Source organism: Actinomycetospora sp. NBRC 106375 (genome assembly GCF_030269665.1).
Lineage (GTDB): Bacteria > Actinomycetota > Actinomycetes > Mycobacteriales > Pseudonocardiaceae > Actinomycetospora.
The window spans coordinates 259,447-276,283 of the sequence record NZ_BSTS01000003.1 but is presented as its reverse complement, the minus strand read 5'-3'; the positions used below and the strand labels follow the sequence as shown (position 1 = coordinate 276,283).

20 protein-coding genes are annotated in these 16,837 nt (G+C 71.6%); 9 read left to right on the top strand and 11 right to left on the bottom strand.

Going from position 1 to position 16,837, the window contains the following annotated elements:
* Nucleotides 1-69 precede the first annotated feature (69 nt).
* The 4 genes from QSK03_RS07095 to QSK03_RS07080 all read left to right on the top strand — a co-directional run bounded on the left by QSK03_RS07095 (nt 70) and on the right by QSK03_RS07080 (nt 3,056).
* Nucleotides 70-816: a dienelactone hydrolase family protein gene (locus tag QSK03_RS07095; RefSeq protein ID WP_285649785.1), complete on the top strand. Its 747-nt coding sequence runs from the start codon at nt 70-72 to the stop codon at nt 814-816.
* Nucleotides 817-1,074, top strand: a complete 258-nt coding sequence (locus QSK03_RS07090) for a DUF6295 family protein (protein WP_285649783.1) — start codon at nt 817-819, stop codon at nt 1,072-1,074.
* A gap of 140 nt (nt 1,075-1,214) precedes the next feature.
* Nucleotides 1,215-1,994 (top strand): PadR family transcriptional regulator, encoded by a 780-nt coding sequence (locus QSK03_RS07085; protein ID WP_285649781.1) that lies wholly within the window; start codon nt 1,215-1,217, stop codon nt 1,992-1,994.
* 99 nt (nt 1,995-2,093) lie between these two features.
* Nucleotides 2,094-3,056, top strand: coding sequence for an alpha/beta fold hydrolase (locus tag QSK03_RS07080; protein WP_502872143.1), 963 nt, complete (start codon nt 2,094-2,096; stop codon nt 3,054-3,056).
* 91 nt (nt 3,057-3,147) lie between these two features.
* Here QSK03_RS07080 and QSK03_RS07075 read toward each other — a convergent pair whose 3' ends face one another.
* Nucleotides 3,148-3,891 carry an alpha/beta fold hydrolase gene (locus QSK03_RS07075; protein WP_352231958.1) on the bottom strand — a complete coding sequence of 248 codons (744 nt, stop codon included), beginning with the start codon at nt 3,889-3,891 and terminating at the stop codon, nt 3,148-3,150.
* Here QSK03_RS07075 and QSK03_RS07070 point away from each other — a divergent pair.
* The gene (locus tag QSK03_RS07070) at nt 3,800-3,985 is read left to right on the top strand and encodes a hypothetical protein (protein WP_285649777.1); all 186 of its coding nucleotides are present in this window, start codon (nt 3,800-3,802) and stop codon (nt 3,983-3,985) included. The genes QSK03_RS07075 and QSK03_RS07070 overlap by 92 nt on opposite strands.
* A gap of 181 nt (nt 3,986-4,166) precedes the next feature.
* On the top strand, nt 4,167-6,227 hold the full coding sequence (locus QSK03_RS07065) for a prolyl oligopeptidase family serine peptidase (protein WP_285649775.1): 2,061 nt from the start codon (nt 4,167-4,169) through the stop codon (nt 6,225-6,227).
* 110 nt (nt 6,228-6,337) lie between these two features.
* Here QSK03_RS07065 and QSK03_RS07060 read toward each other — a convergent pair whose 3' ends face one another.
* Genes QSK03_RS07060 through QSK03_RS07050 form a run of 3 tightly spaced genes read right to left on the bottom strand, consistent with a single transcriptional unit; the run spans nt 6,338 to nt 7,745 of the window.
* Nucleotides 6,338-6,637: a hypothetical protein gene (locus QSK03_RS07060; protein ID WP_285649773.1), complete on the bottom strand. Its 300-nt coding sequence runs from the start codon at nt 6,635-6,637 to the stop codon at nt 6,338-6,340.
* A 44-nt stretch (nt 6,638-6,681) separates the two neighbouring features.
* Nucleotides 6,682-6,870 carry a DUF397 domain-containing protein gene (locus tag QSK03_RS07055; protein ID WP_285649771.1) on the bottom strand — a complete coding sequence of 63 codons (189 nt, stop codon included), beginning with the start codon at nt 6,868-6,870 and terminating at the stop codon, nt 6,682-6,684.
* The gene (locus QSK03_RS07050) at nt 6,867-7,745 is read right to left on the bottom strand and encodes a helix-turn-helix domain-containing protein (RefSeq protein ID WP_285649769.1); all 879 of its coding nucleotides are present in this window, start codon (nt 7,743-7,745) and stop codon (nt 6,867-6,869) included. Before QSK03_RS07050 ends, QSK03_RS07055 begins: the two co-directional genes overlap by 4 nt.
* A 238-nt stretch (nt 7,746-7,983) precedes the next feature.
* Between QSK03_RS07050 and QSK03_RS07045 the strand changes: the two genes are divergently transcribed.
* Nucleotides 7,984-8,277 carry a hypothetical protein gene (locus QSK03_RS07045; RefSeq protein WP_285649767.1) on the top strand — a complete coding sequence of 98 codons (294 nt, stop codon included), beginning with the start codon at nt 7,984-7,986 and terminating at the stop codon, nt 8,275-8,277.
* A gap of 117 nt (nt 8,278-8,394) precedes the next feature.
* Nucleotides 8,395-8,667, top strand: coding sequence for a type II toxin -antitoxin system TacA 1-like antitoxin (locus QSK03_RS07040; RefSeq protein ID WP_285649765.1), 273 nt, complete (start codon nt 8,395-8,397; stop codon nt 8,665-8,667).
* 3 nt (nt 8,668-8,670) lie between these two features.
* Here QSK03_RS07040 and QSK03_RS07035 read toward each other — a convergent pair whose 3' ends face one another.
* From QSK03_RS07035 to QSK03_RS07025, 3 genes are all read right to left on the bottom strand, one after another.
* Complete coding sequence (locus QSK03_RS07035; protein WP_285649763.1) at nt 8,671-9,075, bottom strand: hypothetical protein; 405 nt, start codon at nt 9,073-9,075, stop codon at nt 8,671-8,673.
* Nucleotides 9,076-9,156: 81 nt separating this feature from the next.
* Entirely contained in the window at nt 9,157-9,645 is a 489-nt protein-coding gene (locus QSK03_RS07030) for a GNAT family N-acetyltransferase (RefSeq protein ID WP_285649761.1), read from the bottom strand.
* A 7-nt stretch (nt 9,646-9,652) separates the two neighbouring features.
* Nucleotides 9,653-10,030 (bottom strand): VOC family protein, encoded by a 378-nt coding sequence (locus QSK03_RS07025; RefSeq protein ID WP_285649759.1) that lies wholly within the window; start codon nt 10,028-10,030, stop codon nt 9,653-9,655.
* Between the two features lie 67 nt (nt 10,031-10,097).
* On the opposite strand from QSK03_RS07025, the gene QSK03_RS07020 reads away from it, so the two are divergent.
* On the top strand, nt 10,098-10,838 hold the full coding sequence (locus QSK03_RS07020) for a TetR/AcrR family transcriptional regulator (protein WP_285649757.1): 741 nt from the start codon (nt 10,098-10,100) through the stop codon (nt 10,836-10,838).
* A 316-nt stretch (nt 10,839-11,154) separates the two neighbouring features.
* Here QSK03_RS07020 and QSK03_RS07015 read toward each other — a convergent pair whose 3' ends face one another.
* The 4 genes from QSK03_RS07015 to ppsA all read right to left on the bottom strand — a co-directional run bounded on the left by QSK03_RS07015 (nt 11,155) and on the right by ppsA (nt 16,780).
* On the bottom strand, nt 11,155-12,354 hold the full coding sequence (locus QSK03_RS07015) for a CynX/NimT family MFS transporter (RefSeq protein ID WP_285649755.1): 1,200 nt from the start codon (nt 12,352-12,354) through the stop codon (nt 11,155-11,157).
* The gene (locus tag QSK03_RS07010) at nt 12,351-13,253 is read right to left on the bottom strand and encodes a patatin-like phospholipase family protein (RefSeq protein WP_285649753.1); all 903 of its coding nucleotides are present in this window, start codon (nt 13,251-13,253) and stop codon (nt 12,351-12,353) included. Before QSK03_RS07010 ends, QSK03_RS07015 begins: the two co-directional genes overlap by 4 nt.
* A 51-nt stretch (nt 13,254-13,304) precedes the next feature.
* Entirely contained in the window at nt 13,305-14,267 is a 963-nt protein-coding gene (locus QSK03_RS07005) for an esterase-like activity of phytase family protein (RefSeq protein WP_285649751.1), read from the bottom strand.
* A gap of 122 nt (nt 14,268-14,389) precedes the next feature.
* Entirely contained in the window at nt 14,390-16,780 is a 2,391-nt protein-coding gene (gene ppsA, locus QSK03_RS07000; protein ID WP_285649749.1) for a phosphoenolpyruvate synthase, read from the bottom strand.
* Between the last annotated feature and the right edge of the window lie 57 nt (nt 16,781-16,837).

Genomic DNA, 16,837 nt, shown 5'->3' with positions numbered 1-16,837 from the left:
CCCCGCTGTGCCGCACGGGCCCCTGAGTGCTCTGATCGAGCACACCAGCACGAGAGCGGAGGTCGCAGCATGCAGTACGACGCGGTCCTGGCCGAGACGATCGGCATCCGCGGGCACGGCGACGACGAGATCGAGGCCTACACCGCGCGCCCCATGGACGGGGCACCGCGCGGCGGCATGATCGTCATCCACCACATGCCCGGCTACGACGCCGCGACGAAGGAGATCACGCGGCGCTTCGCGACCATGGGCTACCACGCGATCTGCCCGAACCTCTACACGCGCGAGGCCCCGGGCGCCGACCCGGACGACGCCGCGGCGACCGCGCGTGCCCAGGGCGGGGTGCCCGACGAGCGGTTCGTCGGCGACGCCGCCGGCGCGGCGCGCTGGCTGCGCTCGCTACCGACGTCCAACGGCAAGGTCGGCGCCATCGGCTTCTGCTCGGGCGGGCGCCAGGCGGTGCTCACCGGCATCGCCGTCGACGTCCAGGCCGCGATCGACTGCTACGGCGCGTTCGTCGTCGGCACGCCCCCGGAGGGCTTCCCGCTGCAGGTCCAGCCGCTCGCCGACCGCATCCCCGAGCTCTCGGCGCCCCTGCTCGGCCTGTTCGGCAACGAGGACTCCTACCCCTCCCCCGACCAGGTCGACGAGCTCGAGAAGCTGTTGCAGGAGAACGGCAAGCCCTACGAGTTCCACCGCTACGACGACGCCGGGCACGCGTTCTTCTCCGTCGACCGTCCGGCCTACCGCGTCGCCGCCGCCGTCGACGGGTGGGAGAAGATCCGCGACTTCCTCGCGCGCCACCTGGGGGACTAGATGTGCACCTACAGCACCGAGAAGCTCGCCCTCGCGAAGTCGAGCGGGAAGGGCCCCGAGGGCTGGTTCCCGCTCGAGACGGCGACGGTCTACTACGACCACCCCGTCCACGCGCCCGACGAGCACACCGTCAACATCGACTTCCTCAACCCCGACCGCGGCCCGGGCGCCCGCGTCGCCGTCGAGCTGAGCCTCGACTCGGCCCGCGAGCTCCTGGCCGCCCTCGCCGTGACGGTGGAGCGCGCCGCGCACCACTGACCCCGCCGAACTGAGCGAAGGGCCCCGCCGGTCGAACCAGTCGACCGGCGGGGCCCTTCGCTCGTCGACGAGGGCTTGCCTTGCCGATAGTCGCGATATATCGTTGACGTGTCGCGAACGAACGAAGAAGGAGGAGCGACATGACGAGCTACGAGACTCCCGGCGGACGCCGGGACTTCGGAGACGGCCCGTTCGGGGACGGCCCCGGCGGGCGTGAGCACGGGCGCGGGCACGGCCCGCACCGGCACGGCGGTTTCGGCCGGGAGGCGATGTTCGGCGGCGAGTTCCCCGGCGGTCCGCGGGGGAAGTTCCGCCGTGGCCGGCGGGGCGGCCCGTTCGGTCGACCGGGTGGCTTCGGCGGCCCAGGTGGTGGCCCCGGCGGTTTCGGCGGCCCGGGCGGCTTCGGCGGCCCGCGCGGCGGTCACCGCGGACGTCGGGCGCGCGGTGACGTGCGCACGGCGGTGCTGGCCCTCCTCGCGGAGGAGTCGATGCACGGCTACCAGATCATCCAGGAGATCGGTGAGCGGTCCGGCGGCGCGTGGCGCCCCAGCCCCGGCTCGGTCTACCCGACCGTGTCGCAGCTGGCCGACGAGGGCCTGGTGCGCACCGAGAAGTCCGAGGGCCGGTCGGTGATCCATCTGACCGACGCCGGGCGCACGTACGTCGACGAGCACCGCGAGGAGCTCGACGCCGTCTGGAACACGGCCGCCGCCGAGGACGGTTTCACCGGTCTGCGCGAGTCCGGGCGGTCCCTCATGGGCGCCGTCGCGCAGGTCGCTCAGGTCGGCAGCGAGGAGCAGATCGCCGAGGCGGTCCGGCTGCTCGACGACACCCGCCGTCGCCTCTATCTGCTGCTCGCGGGCGAGGCGACCGCCGCGCCGTCGGAGGACGACGGGGACGAGACGGGAACGGCCGGGTGAGCGTCACGGGCCGGCAACACGCGTGTGACACCACGTCACACGCCCGGCCTAGGCTCCGATCTCGTTGATCGCGAGATCGAGGAGGCCTGAGGACCGGCCGTGCTCCTGCGCCGACCCCCGTCGGGACCCCCCTCGCCCGGACCCGTCCTCCGGGACGTTCCGGGCGAGGACTGGGCCCTGCAGTACCGCACCGTCCACGGGTACCGCCGTGCCTTCCGCATGGCCGGGTCCGGACCCGTCCTCCTGCTGATCCACGGGATCGGCGACGACTCCTCGACGTGGGGCCCGCTCCTCGACGACCTCGCTCGGGACCACACGGTCCTGGCCCCCGACCTGCTCGGCCACGGCGGCTCGGACAAGCCCCGCGGCGACTACTCGGTCGCCGCCTACGCCAACGGGATGCGGGACCTCCTCGGGGTCCTCGACATCGACCGGGCCACGCTCGTCGGGCACTCGCTCGGCGGCGGGGTGGCGATGCAGTTCGCGTACCAGTACCCCGAACGCACCGAGCGGATCATCCTGATCGGCGCCGGCGGGGTCTCCCAGTCGGTGAGCCCCGCGCTGCGGGCGGCCTCGCTGCCCGGCGCGCAGATCGTCCTCGGGATGCTCGGCCTGCCCGGCATGCGCACCCAGACCGAGGCCGTGATGTGGGCCCTCACCCGCCTCGACCACCCGCTGGGCCGCGACGCCGAGGACCTCGTGCGCCTCGTCGACGCCCTCCCGGACGCCACCAGCCGCAGCGCCTTCCTGCGCACGCTGCGCGCGGTGGTCGACTGGCGCGGCCAGGTCGTCACCATGCTGGACCGCTGCTACCTCACCGCCGGCATGCCGACGCTGCTGCTGTGGGGCTCCGACGACATGATCGTCCCGGTCGAGCACGCGCAGATGGCGCACGACGCCATGCCCGGCAGCAGGCTCGAGGTCTTCGACGGCGCCGGGCACTTCCCGTTCCACTCGCACCCGGAGAAGGTGCTCGGTGCGATGCGCGCCTTCCTCGCCGGCAGCGAGCCCGCGCACTGGAGCGCCGCGGAGTGGCGGGATCTCCTGCGCCGGGGACGCTAGCTCGCCAGCATCTCCGTCATCACCGCGTGGATGCGTCGCGTGTCCTCGTCGAGGAGACCGAACATCGCGAAGTGACCGGCCGGCGTGTCGATCACGCGCAGCTCGCCGTGGGGCATGTGGCCGGCGTCGACCTCGCAGTCCTCGACGGGGAAGAACTGGTCGCCGCCGAACGGCACGACGAAGAAGTGCCCCGGGATCTTCCCGAGCGCCTTGTGCAGCGAGCCGTTCCCGTGCGGCGAGAGGTCGGCCCGCCACCACTTCGACGCCTGCGTGACCAGGTTGTTCGGGTCCATCGGCGCGAAGTAGCCGCGGAGGAAGCCCTGGCGGAAGTCGTCGACCGACGCGAAGCCGAGCCGGCGCCAGTGCTCGTCGCGGTACCACGCGGGGGTGAAGCCGAGCAGCGAGAACGCGAGCGCGTGGCGGGCCAGGCCGAGCCGGACGTCGGCGGAGTCGGCGTAGAAGCCGCCGGCGAAGGCCGGGTCGGAGGCAACAGCTCGAGGTGGAGGTCGATGAAGATCTGGTTGTGGGCCGGCGTCCTCGCGGTGCCGGCGAACGCCGCCGCCCGCGGCACCATGTCCGGGTGGCGCACCGCCCACTCGTAGGTCTGCTGGGCGCCCATCGACCACCCGAGCACGGCGTGCAGGCGCTCGATGCCGAAGTGCTCGGTGACGAGACGGTGCTGCGCGACGACGTCGTCGGCGATCGCCACCGGCGGGAACTGCCCGCGGTCGAACGGTGCGGGGGTGTTGGACGGCGAGCTCGACATCCCGCCGCCGATCTGTCCGGGGCAGATGACGAAGTACCGCGCCGGGTCCAGCGGCGTGCCGGGCCCGATGTGCATGTCGAGCGACGACGGCGACCCCGAGTACATGTGCGGGAAGAGCACCGCGTTGTCCTTGGCGGCGTTCAACGTGCCGTGCGTCCGGTAGGCCAGCGAGGCGTTCGGCAGCGTGTACCCCGACTGCAGCACGAACGGGCCCAGGTCGAGGTACTCGTGCTCGCCCTGCTGCGCGTGCGTGTACCAACCGCGCCCGTCGGTCACCCTGGCCCCTCCCGTCGTCGACCCGCGGGTGGTCATCAGATCACGGCCACGAGCGTCGCCGTCCCGCGATGGGTGAGGATGGTTCGGTGACCTCCGCGAGCTCCCCGACCACCGACACCGACGACCCCTACCTGTGGCTCGAGGACGTCACCGGTGACGACGCCCTGTCGTGGGTCCGGGAGCGCAACGCCGAGTCGCTCGAGGTCCTGACCGGTTCGGAACGGTTCGGCGAGACCCGCGACGGCCTGCGCGCGGTGCTCGACGCCGACGACCGCATTCCCTACGTCCGCCGTCGCGGGGACCTGCTCTACAACTTCTGGCAGGACGCCACGCACACCCGCGGCCTCTGGCGGCGCACGACGCTCGAGAGCTACCGCACCGGCGACCCCGAGTGGGAGCTGCTGCTCGACGTCGACGACCTCGCGACGGCCGAGGACGAGAACTGGGTGTGGGCGGGCGCCGCGGTGCGCTACCCCGACTACTCGCGCGCGCTCGTCCAGCTCTCGCGCGGCGGGGCCGACGCGACGGTCGTGCGGGAGTTCGACCTGGGGACGAAGGAGTGGATCACCGACGGGTTCACGCTGCCGGAGGCCAAGAGCCGCGTCGGGTGGATCGACGAGGACACCGTCTTCGTCGGCACCGACCTCGGGCCGGGATCGCAGACCACCTCGGGCTACCCGCGGGTGATGCGGCGGTGGCGGCGGGGTCAGAACGTCACCGACGCCGAGGTGGTGTTCACGGCCGACGAGACCGACGTGTCGGCGTTCGCCGGCCACGACCACACCCCCGGCTACGAGCGCGACTTCGTCGGCCGCAGCCCCGACTTCCACACCACCGAGGAGTTCCTCCTGCGCCCCGACGGGACGCAGGTGCTCATCGACGTCCCGCCCGACGCCGAGACCGACGTCGAGCGCGAGTGGCTGCTCGTGCGGACACGCTCGCCGTGGACGGTGGCGGGCGTCGAGCACCCCGCCGGGGCGCTGCTGTGCTTCGACTTCGAGGCCTATCTCGCCGGCGACCGGACCGCGCGTCTGCTCTTCTCCCCCACCCCGAGCAGCTCGCTGAGCTACCACGCCTGGACGAAGAACCACCTGGTGCTGGCCGTGCTCGCCGACGTCGTGACGCGTCTCGAGGTGCTGACCCCGGCGCAGGACTGGGCCCGCCGGGAGTTCCCCGCGGGTCCGGAGCTCGGATCGGTGGACCTCATCGGCGTCGACCCGGACCGCGGCGACGAGTACTTCCTGGACACCGACAGCTACGTGCAGCCGTCGACGTTCCTGCGCGGTGAGCTGGGGTCGGAGTCCGATCCGGAGCCGGAGGTCCTGCGGACGGCGCCCGCGCGCTTCGACGCGACCGGGCTGGAGGTGCGGCAGTTCTTCGCGACCTCGTCCGACGGCACGAGGATCCCGTACTTCGTGGTGGGCGACCCGGCTCGTGTGCCGGGCCCGACCCTGATGACCGGCTACGGGGGCTTCGAGATCGCCCTGACCCCCGGCTACAGCGGGATCATCGGGCGCGGCTGGCTCGCCCGTGGCACGTACGTCGTGGCGAACATCCGCGGCGGTGGCGAGTACGGGCCGACCTGGCACACCGCCGCCCTCGGCGAGCACCGCCACCGCGCCTACGAGGACTTCGCCGCGGTCGCGCGGGACCTCGTCTCACGCGGCATCACGACGCCGTCGCAGCTGGCGATCCACGGCGGCAGCAACGGTGGCCTGCTGATGGGCGTGATGCTCACGCGCTACCCGGAGCTGTTCGGGGCGATCGTGGTGATGGTGCCGCTGTTCGACATGCGCCGGTTCCACCTGCTGCTGGCCGGAGCGTCATGGATGGCGGAGTACGGGGACCCGGACGTGCCCGAGGAGTGGGCGTGGATCGCGCAGTACTCGCCGTACCAGAACCTCTCGGCTTCTGCGTCGTACCCGCCGGTGCTGGTCACGACGTCGACCCGCGACGACCGCGTGCACCCGGGGCATGCTCGGAAAGCCGTGGCGCGGCTGCGGGAGCAGGGGCACGCGGTCGAGTACTACGAGAACATCGAAGGCGGCCACGGCGGCGCGGCGGACAACGAGCAGCGCGCGTTCCAGTGGGCGTTGGTGTTCGAGTTCTGCTGGCGGCAGGTGGGGTGAGGGCGTTGCGCAGGCACCGAGTGTGCGCCGTCATGGTCGACTCGGTCTGTTCACCATGACTGACGCACACTCGGCGCCTGGCCGCCGTTGCACGGCTGTCGCGGGCTGTCTCACTTCCTCTTTCTGAATGGCCAACAACCGCTCAGCCATCTCGGTAGCGCACGGGACGGTTCGACGACCTCGGACTCGCCCTCGGACTCGCCCTCGGTCTGCGACTCGCCGGCCGACCTCGATGCTTCGGCCGAGACGGCTCCGATCCTCCTGATGAACCAGAAGGGACAGATCGGGAAGAACCGCTCGGCGGCGTCTACTCCATCACGCTTGTATACCCAACCGACGAAGGCCAGGAACAGCGCGTAACAGAAGGAGAAGAGACCGACCACAGCGACGACGATGATTGCCCAGATCATGACAGTCCCCGATTCTACTGGGGAGAGTCAGTGACACGTGACCGCTAGAAATCTGCTCGTTCCTTGACCCAGTCGACGAGAACCATCCAATCCGTGTGAGTGAATGAGAGTTGCCCGCCGTCGGGATTCTTCGAGTCCCGCACGAGCACGCGATCTTCGCTGAACGCGACCTCAACACAGTTACCCGGACCGCAGAAAGACGATCGAAGGAATCGGGGAGCAGAATCGGTCACACGTCACCTCTCTTGTGTACCGCACGGTCGGCCAACCGTCGGAGAAGACCTGCGCTCTCTTCGGGGGAGAGCGAGGACAGCTGGAGGTCATTGAAGGATGCGAGGAACGGATTCACGTCGTCCGCATCGTAGAAGTACGCGTCGTGGAAAGCGCTCTCGAGGTTGACGACCGTTGGATCGATCTCTCGTTCGCGCGGCAGGAACACAGTGAACGGGCTGAGCAACGCCGAGTGGGGCGGAGCATCGAGCAACCGAACCCGGACATCGAAACGCGTTGCCATATCAGCGAGGTGCTCATACTGGGCCCGCATGAGGGCGGCGCTACCCACAGGTCGCTGAAGCACCGACTCGTCGACCACGATGTGCAGTTCCGGCGGGTCCGGTTGGTCAAGGATTGCCTGCCGACCGATGCGCACGGTTATCAGACCCTCAATGGCCGCGTCATCGAGATCGCTCATCATCGCCCGGATGAGCGCGCCAGCGTACTCGCGCGTCTGAAGTAATCCGTGCAGGTAGGGAGAACAGTAGGAGCGGAGCTCCGCCGCCTCCGCCTCAAGGGATACGTAATGATCCAGGTCTGCGGGACTGGCATCTGAGTACGGGTGCCACCAGCCCTGACTCTTACCCTCGTTCACCCACCGTTCCGCACGGCGGCGGTAGTCCTCGTCCTCGACGCCGTAGAGGGTCAGCAGGTTGCGGACGTCCCAGACCTTGGCGGGCGACTGGCCGTTCTCGAGCCGACTGATCTTGCTCGGCGAGACCTCGAGCTCGCGGGCGACCTGGTCGAGGCTCATGCCGGCCCGGTCGCGCAGGCGGCGCAGCTCGGAGCCCAGACGACGGCGGACGACGACCGGTCCGAACGAGCGCTCGGCCACCGACCCCCCCCTCGCGCCGGCCGACTCATAAGCCCCAACTTCTGCAAGCATTCAGCCGTGCAACTTGCACGATAGACCCTTGCTCAAACGTTGATTCCCGCGACGGCGCACCTTAGCGTCGAGTCAGCGGACGGTCGCACCGGGTCAGACACGACACGCCGGACCCACCCAGGCGACGAACGACGAGTGACGGTTGGGAGAGCACGCACCAGCACCACCTCGCGGGGGAGGCACTCACATGGCACCGGTTCCAGCAGGCGACGACGTACCCGGCACGACAGCACCCGAGCAGCGGTCACAGCGCCCGCGCGACGTGCTCGAGCGGGCGAAGAGAGCCGCGGGAGTCGAGTTCAACCTCCGCCGCCGGGTCGAGGCGATGCTCGCCAACATGCGCGCCTTCGGACGCCAGGAAGAGCTGGGACCGGACGACCAGCGGTGCACGGTGATGGCGTACCAGCTCAGCTGCCTGCGGGCGCGACTCCCCGACCTGGACCCGCGGCCAGCTCCCCCGTCGACCCTCGAACCCGCCTGAGTACACCTGAGTGCAGACGCCCTGATCAGACGCTGTTGCATCGGACGTCCGACCTTCCTGGACTGTCGTCTGTGCTACGTAATACAGTCGGGCGATGCGCACTCCGGGAACCGACTGATGGCGGCCGCCGACTCGTCGCCGGCGACGTTCCGCGTGAGCCCGGAGGAGCGCTATCTCCTCGAAGCCGTGGCGCACTACACCGGGAAGACGATGTCGGCGTTCGTGCGCGAGGCGGCTCTCGTCCTGGCGCGCAAGGTCGTCGACGACGCCGGGCCGGAGGCGGTCCTCGAGGGCGACCGCGAGTGGAGCCAGAAAGGCCGGCTCACCGTCGAGGAGCGGCGCCAGGCACTCGAGCACCAGCGAGAGATGTCCCACGACGACACCCGCTGAGCCCTACCGCACGCTGAAGAGCCCGTTCGGCGGGCCGCCGGTGTCGCGGACGAGCGACCACGCCGCCTCGTAGAGACGGTCGCGGGCGAGGTTCAACAGCGCGCGGTGCTCACTCGACCGTGCGGCGAGATCCTCGAGCACCGGGCTGAGCAGGACCAGCACGCCGACCAGGCTCTCCGTGTCGACCGGTTGGTTCGGCGCCGCGTAGTACCGCACGATCTGCAGGTAGCGCATCGCGTACGCCGCGACCTCCACGGAGGATGCGCCCTCGACGACGTGGTCGACGTCGTGCAGGGCGAGGGGGAACCGCGCCGGGACGTCGAACCCGTCGCGCAGCGCCTCGAAGACACGACCGGACAGTCCGTGGAGGTCGAGCACCTCCTGGGGCTTGTCGCCCTCGGATCGCACCCGGTCACCCCCCGATCCAGCACCTGCACGAACGGTAGGCATTCACTCGGCCGAACGACAGGGGTCGGACGTGATCGCTCGTCACCAGAGGTCGCGGCTGAACCAGTGGTGGGCGTACGGGTTGGCGTTGTACGGCTCCGTCTCGACGAAGCCCTCTGAGGCGTAGAGCGCGCGCGCCTCGGTCAGGTCGTCGGCGGTGTCGAGGACCAGACGGCGCAGGCCCGTCTCGCGGGCGAGGTCGGTGAGATGGGCGAGCAGGCGTCGCCCGACGCCGTGGCCCCGCGTCCCGGGATCGACCCACATCCGCTTGATCTCGCCCGCCCCCGGGGGGACATCGGCGCCCTCGAAGCGCAGACCCGCGCACCCGACGACCCGGTCGCCCTGCTTCGCGACGACGAAGACGCCCAGCGGTGGAGCGAAAGCCAACGGGTCGTCGGCGAGGAAGTCCTCCGACCAGGACGGCTCCGGCGCCTTCTCCGGCCAGCGCCGGGCGAGCTCGCCTGCGTAGGCGCGCAGGGCGGTCAACCCGTCGGGCGAGTCGGGGCGCACGGCAGCCAGGACGATCTCCACACGTCCATCATCCGTTCCAGTCGACGAGCTGCACGATCACCCCGTTCGGATCGCGGACCTGGAACGCGCGCTCACCCCAGGGCTCGACGGTCAGGGGCATGGTGATCGCGACGCCTTCGCCCTCGAGCCGTGCGAGCTCGCCCTCGAGGTCGTCGACGACGAACGCCAGGATCAGCCCCGTGGCGTGGTCGTCGCGCTGGTCGGCGGGCAGGGTCTCCAGTCCGGTGCGCAGGAAAACGACGGACATCCCGGCGTCGTCGCGCGCGAGCGAGGCGAACCCGTCGGCGGCCATCGCCTGCGCGAAGCCGAAGTGGCGGACGAGGAAGGCGGCCGACGCCTCGGAGTCGGCGACGTTCAGCGAGACCGCGGAGGCAGTGATCTTCATGAGCTCCTCGTTTCTCTGTACGCTGTACATCGTACGTTGTACAGGAATTCGTGGGAGCATGCCGCCGATGACCGACGACCCCGCTCGCACGCTCGCCCTGCTCTGGCGCGTCGATCAGCCCACGGGGACGCGCGGACCGCGCCGGGGACTCGACCTCGACGACGTCGTCGCCCGCGCGACCGCGCTCGCCGACGCCGGAGGACCCGACGGGCTCACGACCCTGACGGTGCGCTCGCTGGCGAAGGAGCTCGGGGTCGCGCCGATGACGCTCTACACCTACGTCCCGGGCCGCGAGGAGCTCGCGGACCTCGTCGTCGACGCCGCGTACGCCGCGATGCCCCGGGCCGACACGGCGGGCCGCCCCTGGCGGGAGCGCCTCACCGCGGTCGCCGAGGAGAACCGCGCGCTCCACCGCCGGCACCCGTGGGCGGCGCGGGTCGATCCCTCACGGCCGGTGCTGGGTCCCGGGGAGACCGGCAAGTACGAGCACGAGCTCGCCGCGTTCGACGAGCTCGCGGAGCTCGCCGGGCTCGACGACGTCGACCGGGACGCCGCGCTGACCTTCCTGCTCGACGTCACCCGAGCCGCGGCGCTCGTCGAGCAGGGCGCCGCCGGCGACGACACCGGGTCCTGGTGGGCGGCGCGAGCGCCTGTACTGACCCGCGTCCTCGACCCCGAGCGCTACCCCCGCGCCGTCCGCGTCGGGACCGCAGCAGGTGCGGCGCAGGGCTCCGCGCGCGATCCCGACCGGGCCTGGCGCTTCGGGCTGGCCCGGACGCTCGACGGGCTCGCGGCGCTCGTCGACTGACCTGGCCCGCCTGTCGGGAGCCCGCGCACGCCTACTGGCTGGTATCCCTCGCCAGGAGAGGGATACCAGCCAGTAACCGCCGCCGCTCCCCCCGCTCGAGGCCCGCGGGCGCCGCGGAGCCCGCAGCTACCGGTCAGGGCGGACACCGCGTCGCTGTCGAGATCACGAGCACCTCATCCACCGACGTGCACCCGCCGAGGTGTATGACGTGCTCCTGATCAGCTGATTGCCGGGCGCGACCACGCTGCTGACACTTCCGAGAGATCATTTCGGAGACGTCGCCCGGGCCTGCCCTCGACGATCAGGGCGCCGCCGCTCAGCCGAGCACGTGGCGGTCGCGCCCGGCGTACACGCCCATCAGGACGGTCGGGACGACGAGCACCAGCATCACCACGAGCGGCACCGTCCACCCGCCGCTGAGGTCGTGCAGCGCGCCGAGCGCGAACGGCCCGATCGACGCGAGCGTGTAGCCCACGCCCTGCGCCATGGCCGACAGCTCGGCGGTGTGCTCGGTGTCGGGCGAGCGCAGGGTGATCAGCAGGAGCCCGAGGGCGATGTTCGAGCCCTGCGCGATGCCGAGCACGATCATCCAGAGCACGGCCAGCGACCCGGGCGCGGTGATCAGCCCGATGTAACCGACCACGTAGAACGCGCAGGTCAGCATGATCAGCCAGCCCTGGGAGGGGCGGCGCATCGCGAGGGACGGCGCCATCGCGGAGAAGAAGAGCCCGACGAAGCCGGCCAGTGACAGGAGCAGCCCGGCCTCGGTGGGCTCGCGGCCGGCGTCGACGAAGATCGTCGGGACCCAGGCCGTGATCGCGTAGAACTGCAACGACTGCAGGCCCATGAACAGGGTGACCTGCCAGGCGAGGCGGTCGCGGGCCAGCGCCCGCCACAGCGGCGGACCCTCCCGCGGAGGCGGCGGCACCGTGCGCCGACGGGCCCGCGGCAGCCACACGACCAGCGTGAGGACGGTCAGGATCCCCCACAGCCCGAGGGTCCAGCGCCAGTCGAGCCCGGTGATGCGCTGCAGCGGGACGGTGACGGCGGCGGCTACGGCGCCCCCACCGGTGAGCACCATCGAGTAGGCGCCGGTCATCGCGCCCGTGCGGTGCGGGAAGTCGCGCTTGACCAGGGTCGGCAGCGACACGTTGCCGACGGCGATCGCGGTCCCCACCAGCACGCTGCCGACGAGGATGACGAGGAGCGCGTCGACGAGCCGCAGCGCGATGCCCACGCCGAGCACGAGCAGGGCGGAGACGAGCAGACGCTCGAGGCCCCACCGGCGCGCGAGCCGCGGCGCCACCGGCGACAGGAGTCCGAAGCAGAGCACCGGCAGGCTCGTCAGCAGCCCGGCGACACCGCTGGAGACGCCGAGGTCCTCGCGGGCCTGGTCGACCAGGGGCGCGACACCGACGACCGGCGGCCGCAGGTTGGCCGCGAGCAGCAGGACCGCGAATGCGGCCAGCGCGCCGCCGCGACGGACCGCCGTCGGGGACGTGGTGGACGTGCTCACGTCCAGAACCGCGCGATCTCCTCGGCCCGCGCCCGTCCCTGCGCCCGCCCCGCCTTCGCCGACGCCGGCATCGTCGCGGGGTCGAGGACGTTCGTGCCGAAGGCCGCGACGGAGGTCTCGTCGGCGAGGATCGACGCGGCGGAGGTCTCGGGGTGCTGCTCCTGGCGGTACTCGATCTCCTGGGTCACGGACCGGAACGGCCCGCCGGCCGGCGGGTCGAGCGGCGCGACGACCAGTACGCGGTCGGCCGGGCCCTGGATCTCGAACCCGTCGTCGTCGGCCCGCGCCACGTGCACCACCGACGCGACGCCGCCGTCGATGTAGCGGCGTGTGCCGACCGTCATCGGCGGCCAGACCCCCGGCACGGCGCAGCTCGCGGCGACGGCGTCGACCAGGCCGACCCGGGCGTCGCGGGTGAAGACGGCGAGCTCGCCGGTCTCGGCGTCGACGGCGGAGATCCGCAGGTCCGTCCGGGGCCACTCCTTGACCGGCAGCCGGGCGTCGATGACCTCGCGACGCTCGGCCTCGGGCGGGGTGTCGGCGGCCAGCGCCCAGGCACCCAGCCGGGCCCGCATGTCCCCCGCGTGGCGGGCGCCGTCCATCGCGGCGACGAGCTCGGCGCCCAGGGCCTCCATGTCGAGGTTCGCGGGCGGTCCGCTGCTGTCCCCCGCCTCCCCCGCGAGGTGGCGCTGGTGCAGCTCGGCAAGATCCACGCCGGTCGTCAGCAACGACCCGACGACGGAGCCGGCCGAGGTCCCGACGACCCGGTCCGCGAGGTGCAGGTCGACCCCGCCCTCGGCGAGCCCCACGAGCACGCCCACCTCCCAGGCGATCCCGGCGAGCCCACCCCCTCCGAGGACGAGGGCGCGCGTGATCGAGGAAGGAGCGTCGGCGGTCACCGCGCCACCTTCCACCCGCCGGGCCCGCGCCGCACGGCCGGATCGGGCAGATCACGCAGCGGGCACGCGCACGACGAGGTCGTAGAGGCGGGTGGTCTGCGCGGGGTCCTGGTTGTCGTCGCTGACGAGCAGGACCCGCAGGGCGCCGTCCGGGGTGCGGCCGAGGACCGTCATGCCCTCGATGTTGTCGAGCAGCGGGTTGGCCTGCGCCTGCTGCGCGGTGGCGCCCAGGGTCGGGCAGGTGCCGAGGTCGGCGAGCAGGGTCCGGGCCACGGGCTCGGTGCCGAGGCGGGGGTCGGCGAGGGCGAGGTGCACGGTGTTGCCGACGCCGTCGGTGTACGAGCGCTCGAGCACCAGCAGCCGCCCGTCGCCGACGGCCGCGATCTCGGAGACGTCGAGCCCGGGGTCGGGCCGGTAGGCGTACGTCGGGCCGGGTGCCGGGCCGCTCCACGTCGGGAAGCGCCGGACCTGCGGGTCATCACCGGCGAGCGCGCCCTCCAGAGCGCCGACGACGGTTCCGCCGGGGTTCACCGCGACGCCCTCGAGGGAGGTGTTGGGCGCGGCCCGGCCGGCGAGGTCGGGCGGGAGGTCGAGCCGCCCGATCAGCCGGCCGTCCGGCGCGTACCGGCGGACCGACGGCTCGGTCTCCGACGTGACGAGCCGGGTCCCGTCGGCGTCGACCGCCAGGCCCTCGGCGTCGAGCGGGGTGCCGGCCTCGTCCGCCAGAGGTGTCACGCCGAGGGGTTGGCGGGTGCGCGGGTCGAGGGTGAACAGCACCGAGCGGTCGCTCAGTGCCAACAGCGACCCGTTGCGATCGACCGCGAGCCCCGAGAGCCCGGTGACCGGCCAGACCCGTCGCGCCCCGTACTCCGCGCCGTCGAGGACGTCGGAGTACCCGGCGATCGCGACGCTCTCCGAGCACTTCTCGGGCAGGGGCGGGACGGCCGACGCGGGCGGCCCGCTGCACGCGGCGAGCGCAGCCAGCAGCACCCCGAGCAGCGCTGCTCTCCTCATGCCCGCCACCGTGCCGCATCGCGGTGAACGGCGCGTGCTTCCTCGGTGATCGAAGTACCGATACGGACGCTCTGAGTGTCGATGAGAGGAGCACGCCGATAGGGGCACTTCGCTGACACACCTCAGCCGCCCCCGCGCGACCCCTTCTCGGCCTCGGCGACGCGTTCGATGACGGTGAGGACGCTGTCGGGGTTCAGCGACATCGAGTCGATCCCCTGCTCGACGAGGAACTCGGCGAGGTCGGGGTGGTCGCTGGGGCCCTGGCCGCAGATGCCGACGTAGCGGCCCTTCGCGTGCGCGGCCTCGATCAGCATCGTGATCATCTTCTTGACCGCCGGGCTGCGCTCGTCGAACAGGTGGGTGAGGCGGTCGTCGTCGCGCCCGATGCCCAGGGTCAGCTGGGTGAGGTCGTTGGAGCCGATGGAGAACCCGTCGAAGCGGTCGGCGAACTCGTCGGCCTGCAGGATGTTCGACGGGATCTCCGCCATGACGTAGACCTGCAGCTCGTCCTGCCCCCGCTCGAGCCCGTACTCCGCCATCGTCTCCAGCACCCGGTCGGCCTCCTCCGGGGTGCGGCAGAACGGGACCATGACGATGACGTTGGTGAAGCCCATCTCGGTGCGGACGCGGCGCAGCGCGCGGCACTCGAGCGCGAACGCCTCCTTGTAGTCGTCGCTGTAGTACCGCGACGCCCCGCGCCAGCCGAGCATCGGGTTCTCCTCGTCGGGCTCGAACTGCGTCCCGCCGATCAGCCCGGCGTACTCGTTGGTCTTGAAGTCCGACAGCCGCACGACCACGGGCTCCGGGTACTGGGAGGCGGCGATGGTGGCGATGCCGCGGGCGAGGTGGTCGACGAAGTACTCGCCCTTGTCGTCCCAGCCGGCGGTCAGCTCCTCGATCTGCCGCCGCGCGTCGTCGTCCTCGACGTCGTCGAGGTGCAGCAGCGCGAGCGGGTGGGCCTGGATGACGTTGTTGACCAGGTACTCCATGCGCGCCAGGCCGATGCCGTGCGCGGGCAGGCGCCACCACTGCATCGCGGCCGCCGGGCTGCCGATGTTCATCATCACGCGGGTCGTGGCCTCGGGGACACCTCCGAGGTCGAGCTCGCGCTCCTCGTAGTCGAGCAGGCCCTCGTAGACGTGGCCCTCGTCGCCCTCGACGCAGGAGATCGTCACCTCGCGGCCTTCACCGAGGATCTCGGTGGCGTTGCCGGTGCCGACGATCGCCGGCACGCCGAGCTCACGGCTGACGATCGCCGCGTGCGACGTGCGCCCGCCCCGGTCGGTGACGATCGCGGCGGCGCGCCGCATGATCGGCACCCAGTCCGGGTCGGTCATCTCGGTGACCAGGACCTTGCCGTCGGTGAACTGGTCGACGTCGTCGGCGGACGCGATCACCTGGACCTCACCGGCCGCGACCTGCTGCCCGATCGCGAGACCGGAGACGATCACCTCGCCGGATTCGTTCAGGTGGAACGTCGACAGCGTCCCGGCCCCGGCGCGGGACTGCACGGTCTCCGGGCGGGCCTGGACGACGTAGAGCTCGCCGCTGCGCCCGTCCTTGGCCCACTCGACGTCCATCGGGCGCCCGTAGTGCTCCTCGATGACCGTGCCCCAGCGAGCGAGCTGGAGGATCTCGTCGTCGTCCAGGACGAGGGACCGCCGCTCCTCCTCGGTGGTGTCGACGTTCTCGGTGGGCTCCTCGGAGGAGTCGGTGTAGACGAGCTTGCGCTCCTTCGCGCCGACCGTGCGCGCGATGATCGGTCGCAGCTCCTCGCGGTCGAGGAACGGCTTGTAGACCGTGTACTGGTCCGGGGTGACCTCGCCGCCGACGACGTTCTCGCCGAGGCCCCAGGCGGCGTTGATGATCGCGGTGTCGGGGAAGCCGGTGTCGGAGTCGATCGTGAACATGACCCCCGCGGACCCGAGGTCGGCGCGCACCATCGTCTGGATGCCGATGGAGAGGGCGACGTCGGTGTGCTCGAAGCCCTGCTCGACGCGGTAGCTGATCGCCCGGTCGGTGAACAGCGAGGCGTAGCAGTCCTTGCAGGCGGCGAGCAGCGCCTCGGCGCCGGTGATGTTGAGGTAGGTGTCCTGCTGGCCGGCGAAGCTCGCGTCGGGCAGGTCCTCGGCCGTCGCGCTGCTGCGCACGGCCACGTCGATGTCCTCGGTGCCGTGGCGCTCGCCCAGCTCGGCGTAGGCCGACCGGATGGCCTCGGCGGTCGCCTCCGGGAACACGGCCTGGTCGAAGAGGTCGCGGATCGCCTGCCCGGCGTCCGCCAGCTCGCGCTCGCCGTCGGAGAGCTCGGACAGGATGCCGGCGATCTTCTCGTCGAGGGCGTTCTCCGTGAGGAACGACCGGTACGCCGTCGCGGTCGTCGCGAAGCCCCCCGGCACGCGGATGCCCCGCTCGGAGAGGTTGCCGATCATCTCGCCGAGCGAGGCGTTCTTGCCGCCCACCTCCTCGACGTCACCGGACCCCACCGACTCCAGCCACCGGACCTCGTCCGCCACCGTGTCCTCCTCGGTCGTGGGCCGGACGCTCCGACGTTCCCGCCACGTCGGTTGCGC

Excerpts from the sequence above, each read along its gene's own strand:
- QSK03_RS07095 (WP_285649785.1), top strand. The coding sequence starts at position 70 with ATGCAGTACGACGCGGTCCTGGCCGAGACGATCGGCATCCGCGGGCAC.
- QSK03_RS07025 (WP_285649759.1), bottom strand. The coding sequence starts at position 10,030 with ATGAAGATCACTGCCTCCGCGGTCTCGCTGAACGTCGCCGACTCCGAG.
- QSK03_RS07005 (WP_285649751.1), bottom strand. The coding sequence starts at position 14,267 with ATGAGGAGAGCAGCGCTGCTCGGGGTGCTGCTGGCTGCGCTCGCCGCG.
- QSK03_RS07065 (WP_285649775.1), top strand. The coding sequence starts at position 4,167 with ATGGGTGAGGATGGTTCGGTGACCTCCGCGAGCTCCCCGACCACCGAC.
- QSK03_RS07090 (WP_285649783.1), top strand. The coding sequence starts at position 817 with ATGTGCACCTACAGCACCGAGAAGCTCGCCCTCGCGAAGTCGAGCGGG.
- QSK03_RS07085 (WP_285649781.1), top strand. The coding sequence starts at position 1,215 with ATGACGAGCTACGAGACTCCCGGCGGACGCCGGGACTTCGGAGACGGC.
- QSK03_RS07060 (WP_285649773.1), bottom strand. The coding sequence starts at position 6,637 with ATGATCTGGGCAATCATCGTCGTCGCTGTGGTCGGTCTCTTCTCCTTC.
- QSK03_RS07045 (WP_285649767.1), top strand. The coding sequence starts at position 7,984 with ATGGCACCGGTTCCAGCAGGCGACGACGTACCCGGCACGACAGCACCC.
- QSK03_RS07040 (WP_285649765.1), top strand. The coding sequence starts at position 8,395 with ATGGCGGCCGCCGACTCGTCGCCGGCGACGTTCCGCGTGAGCCCGGAG.
- QSK03_RS07020 (WP_285649757.1), top strand. The coding sequence starts at position 10,098 with ATGACCGACGACCCCGCTCGCACGCTCGCCCTGCTCTGGCGCGTCGAT.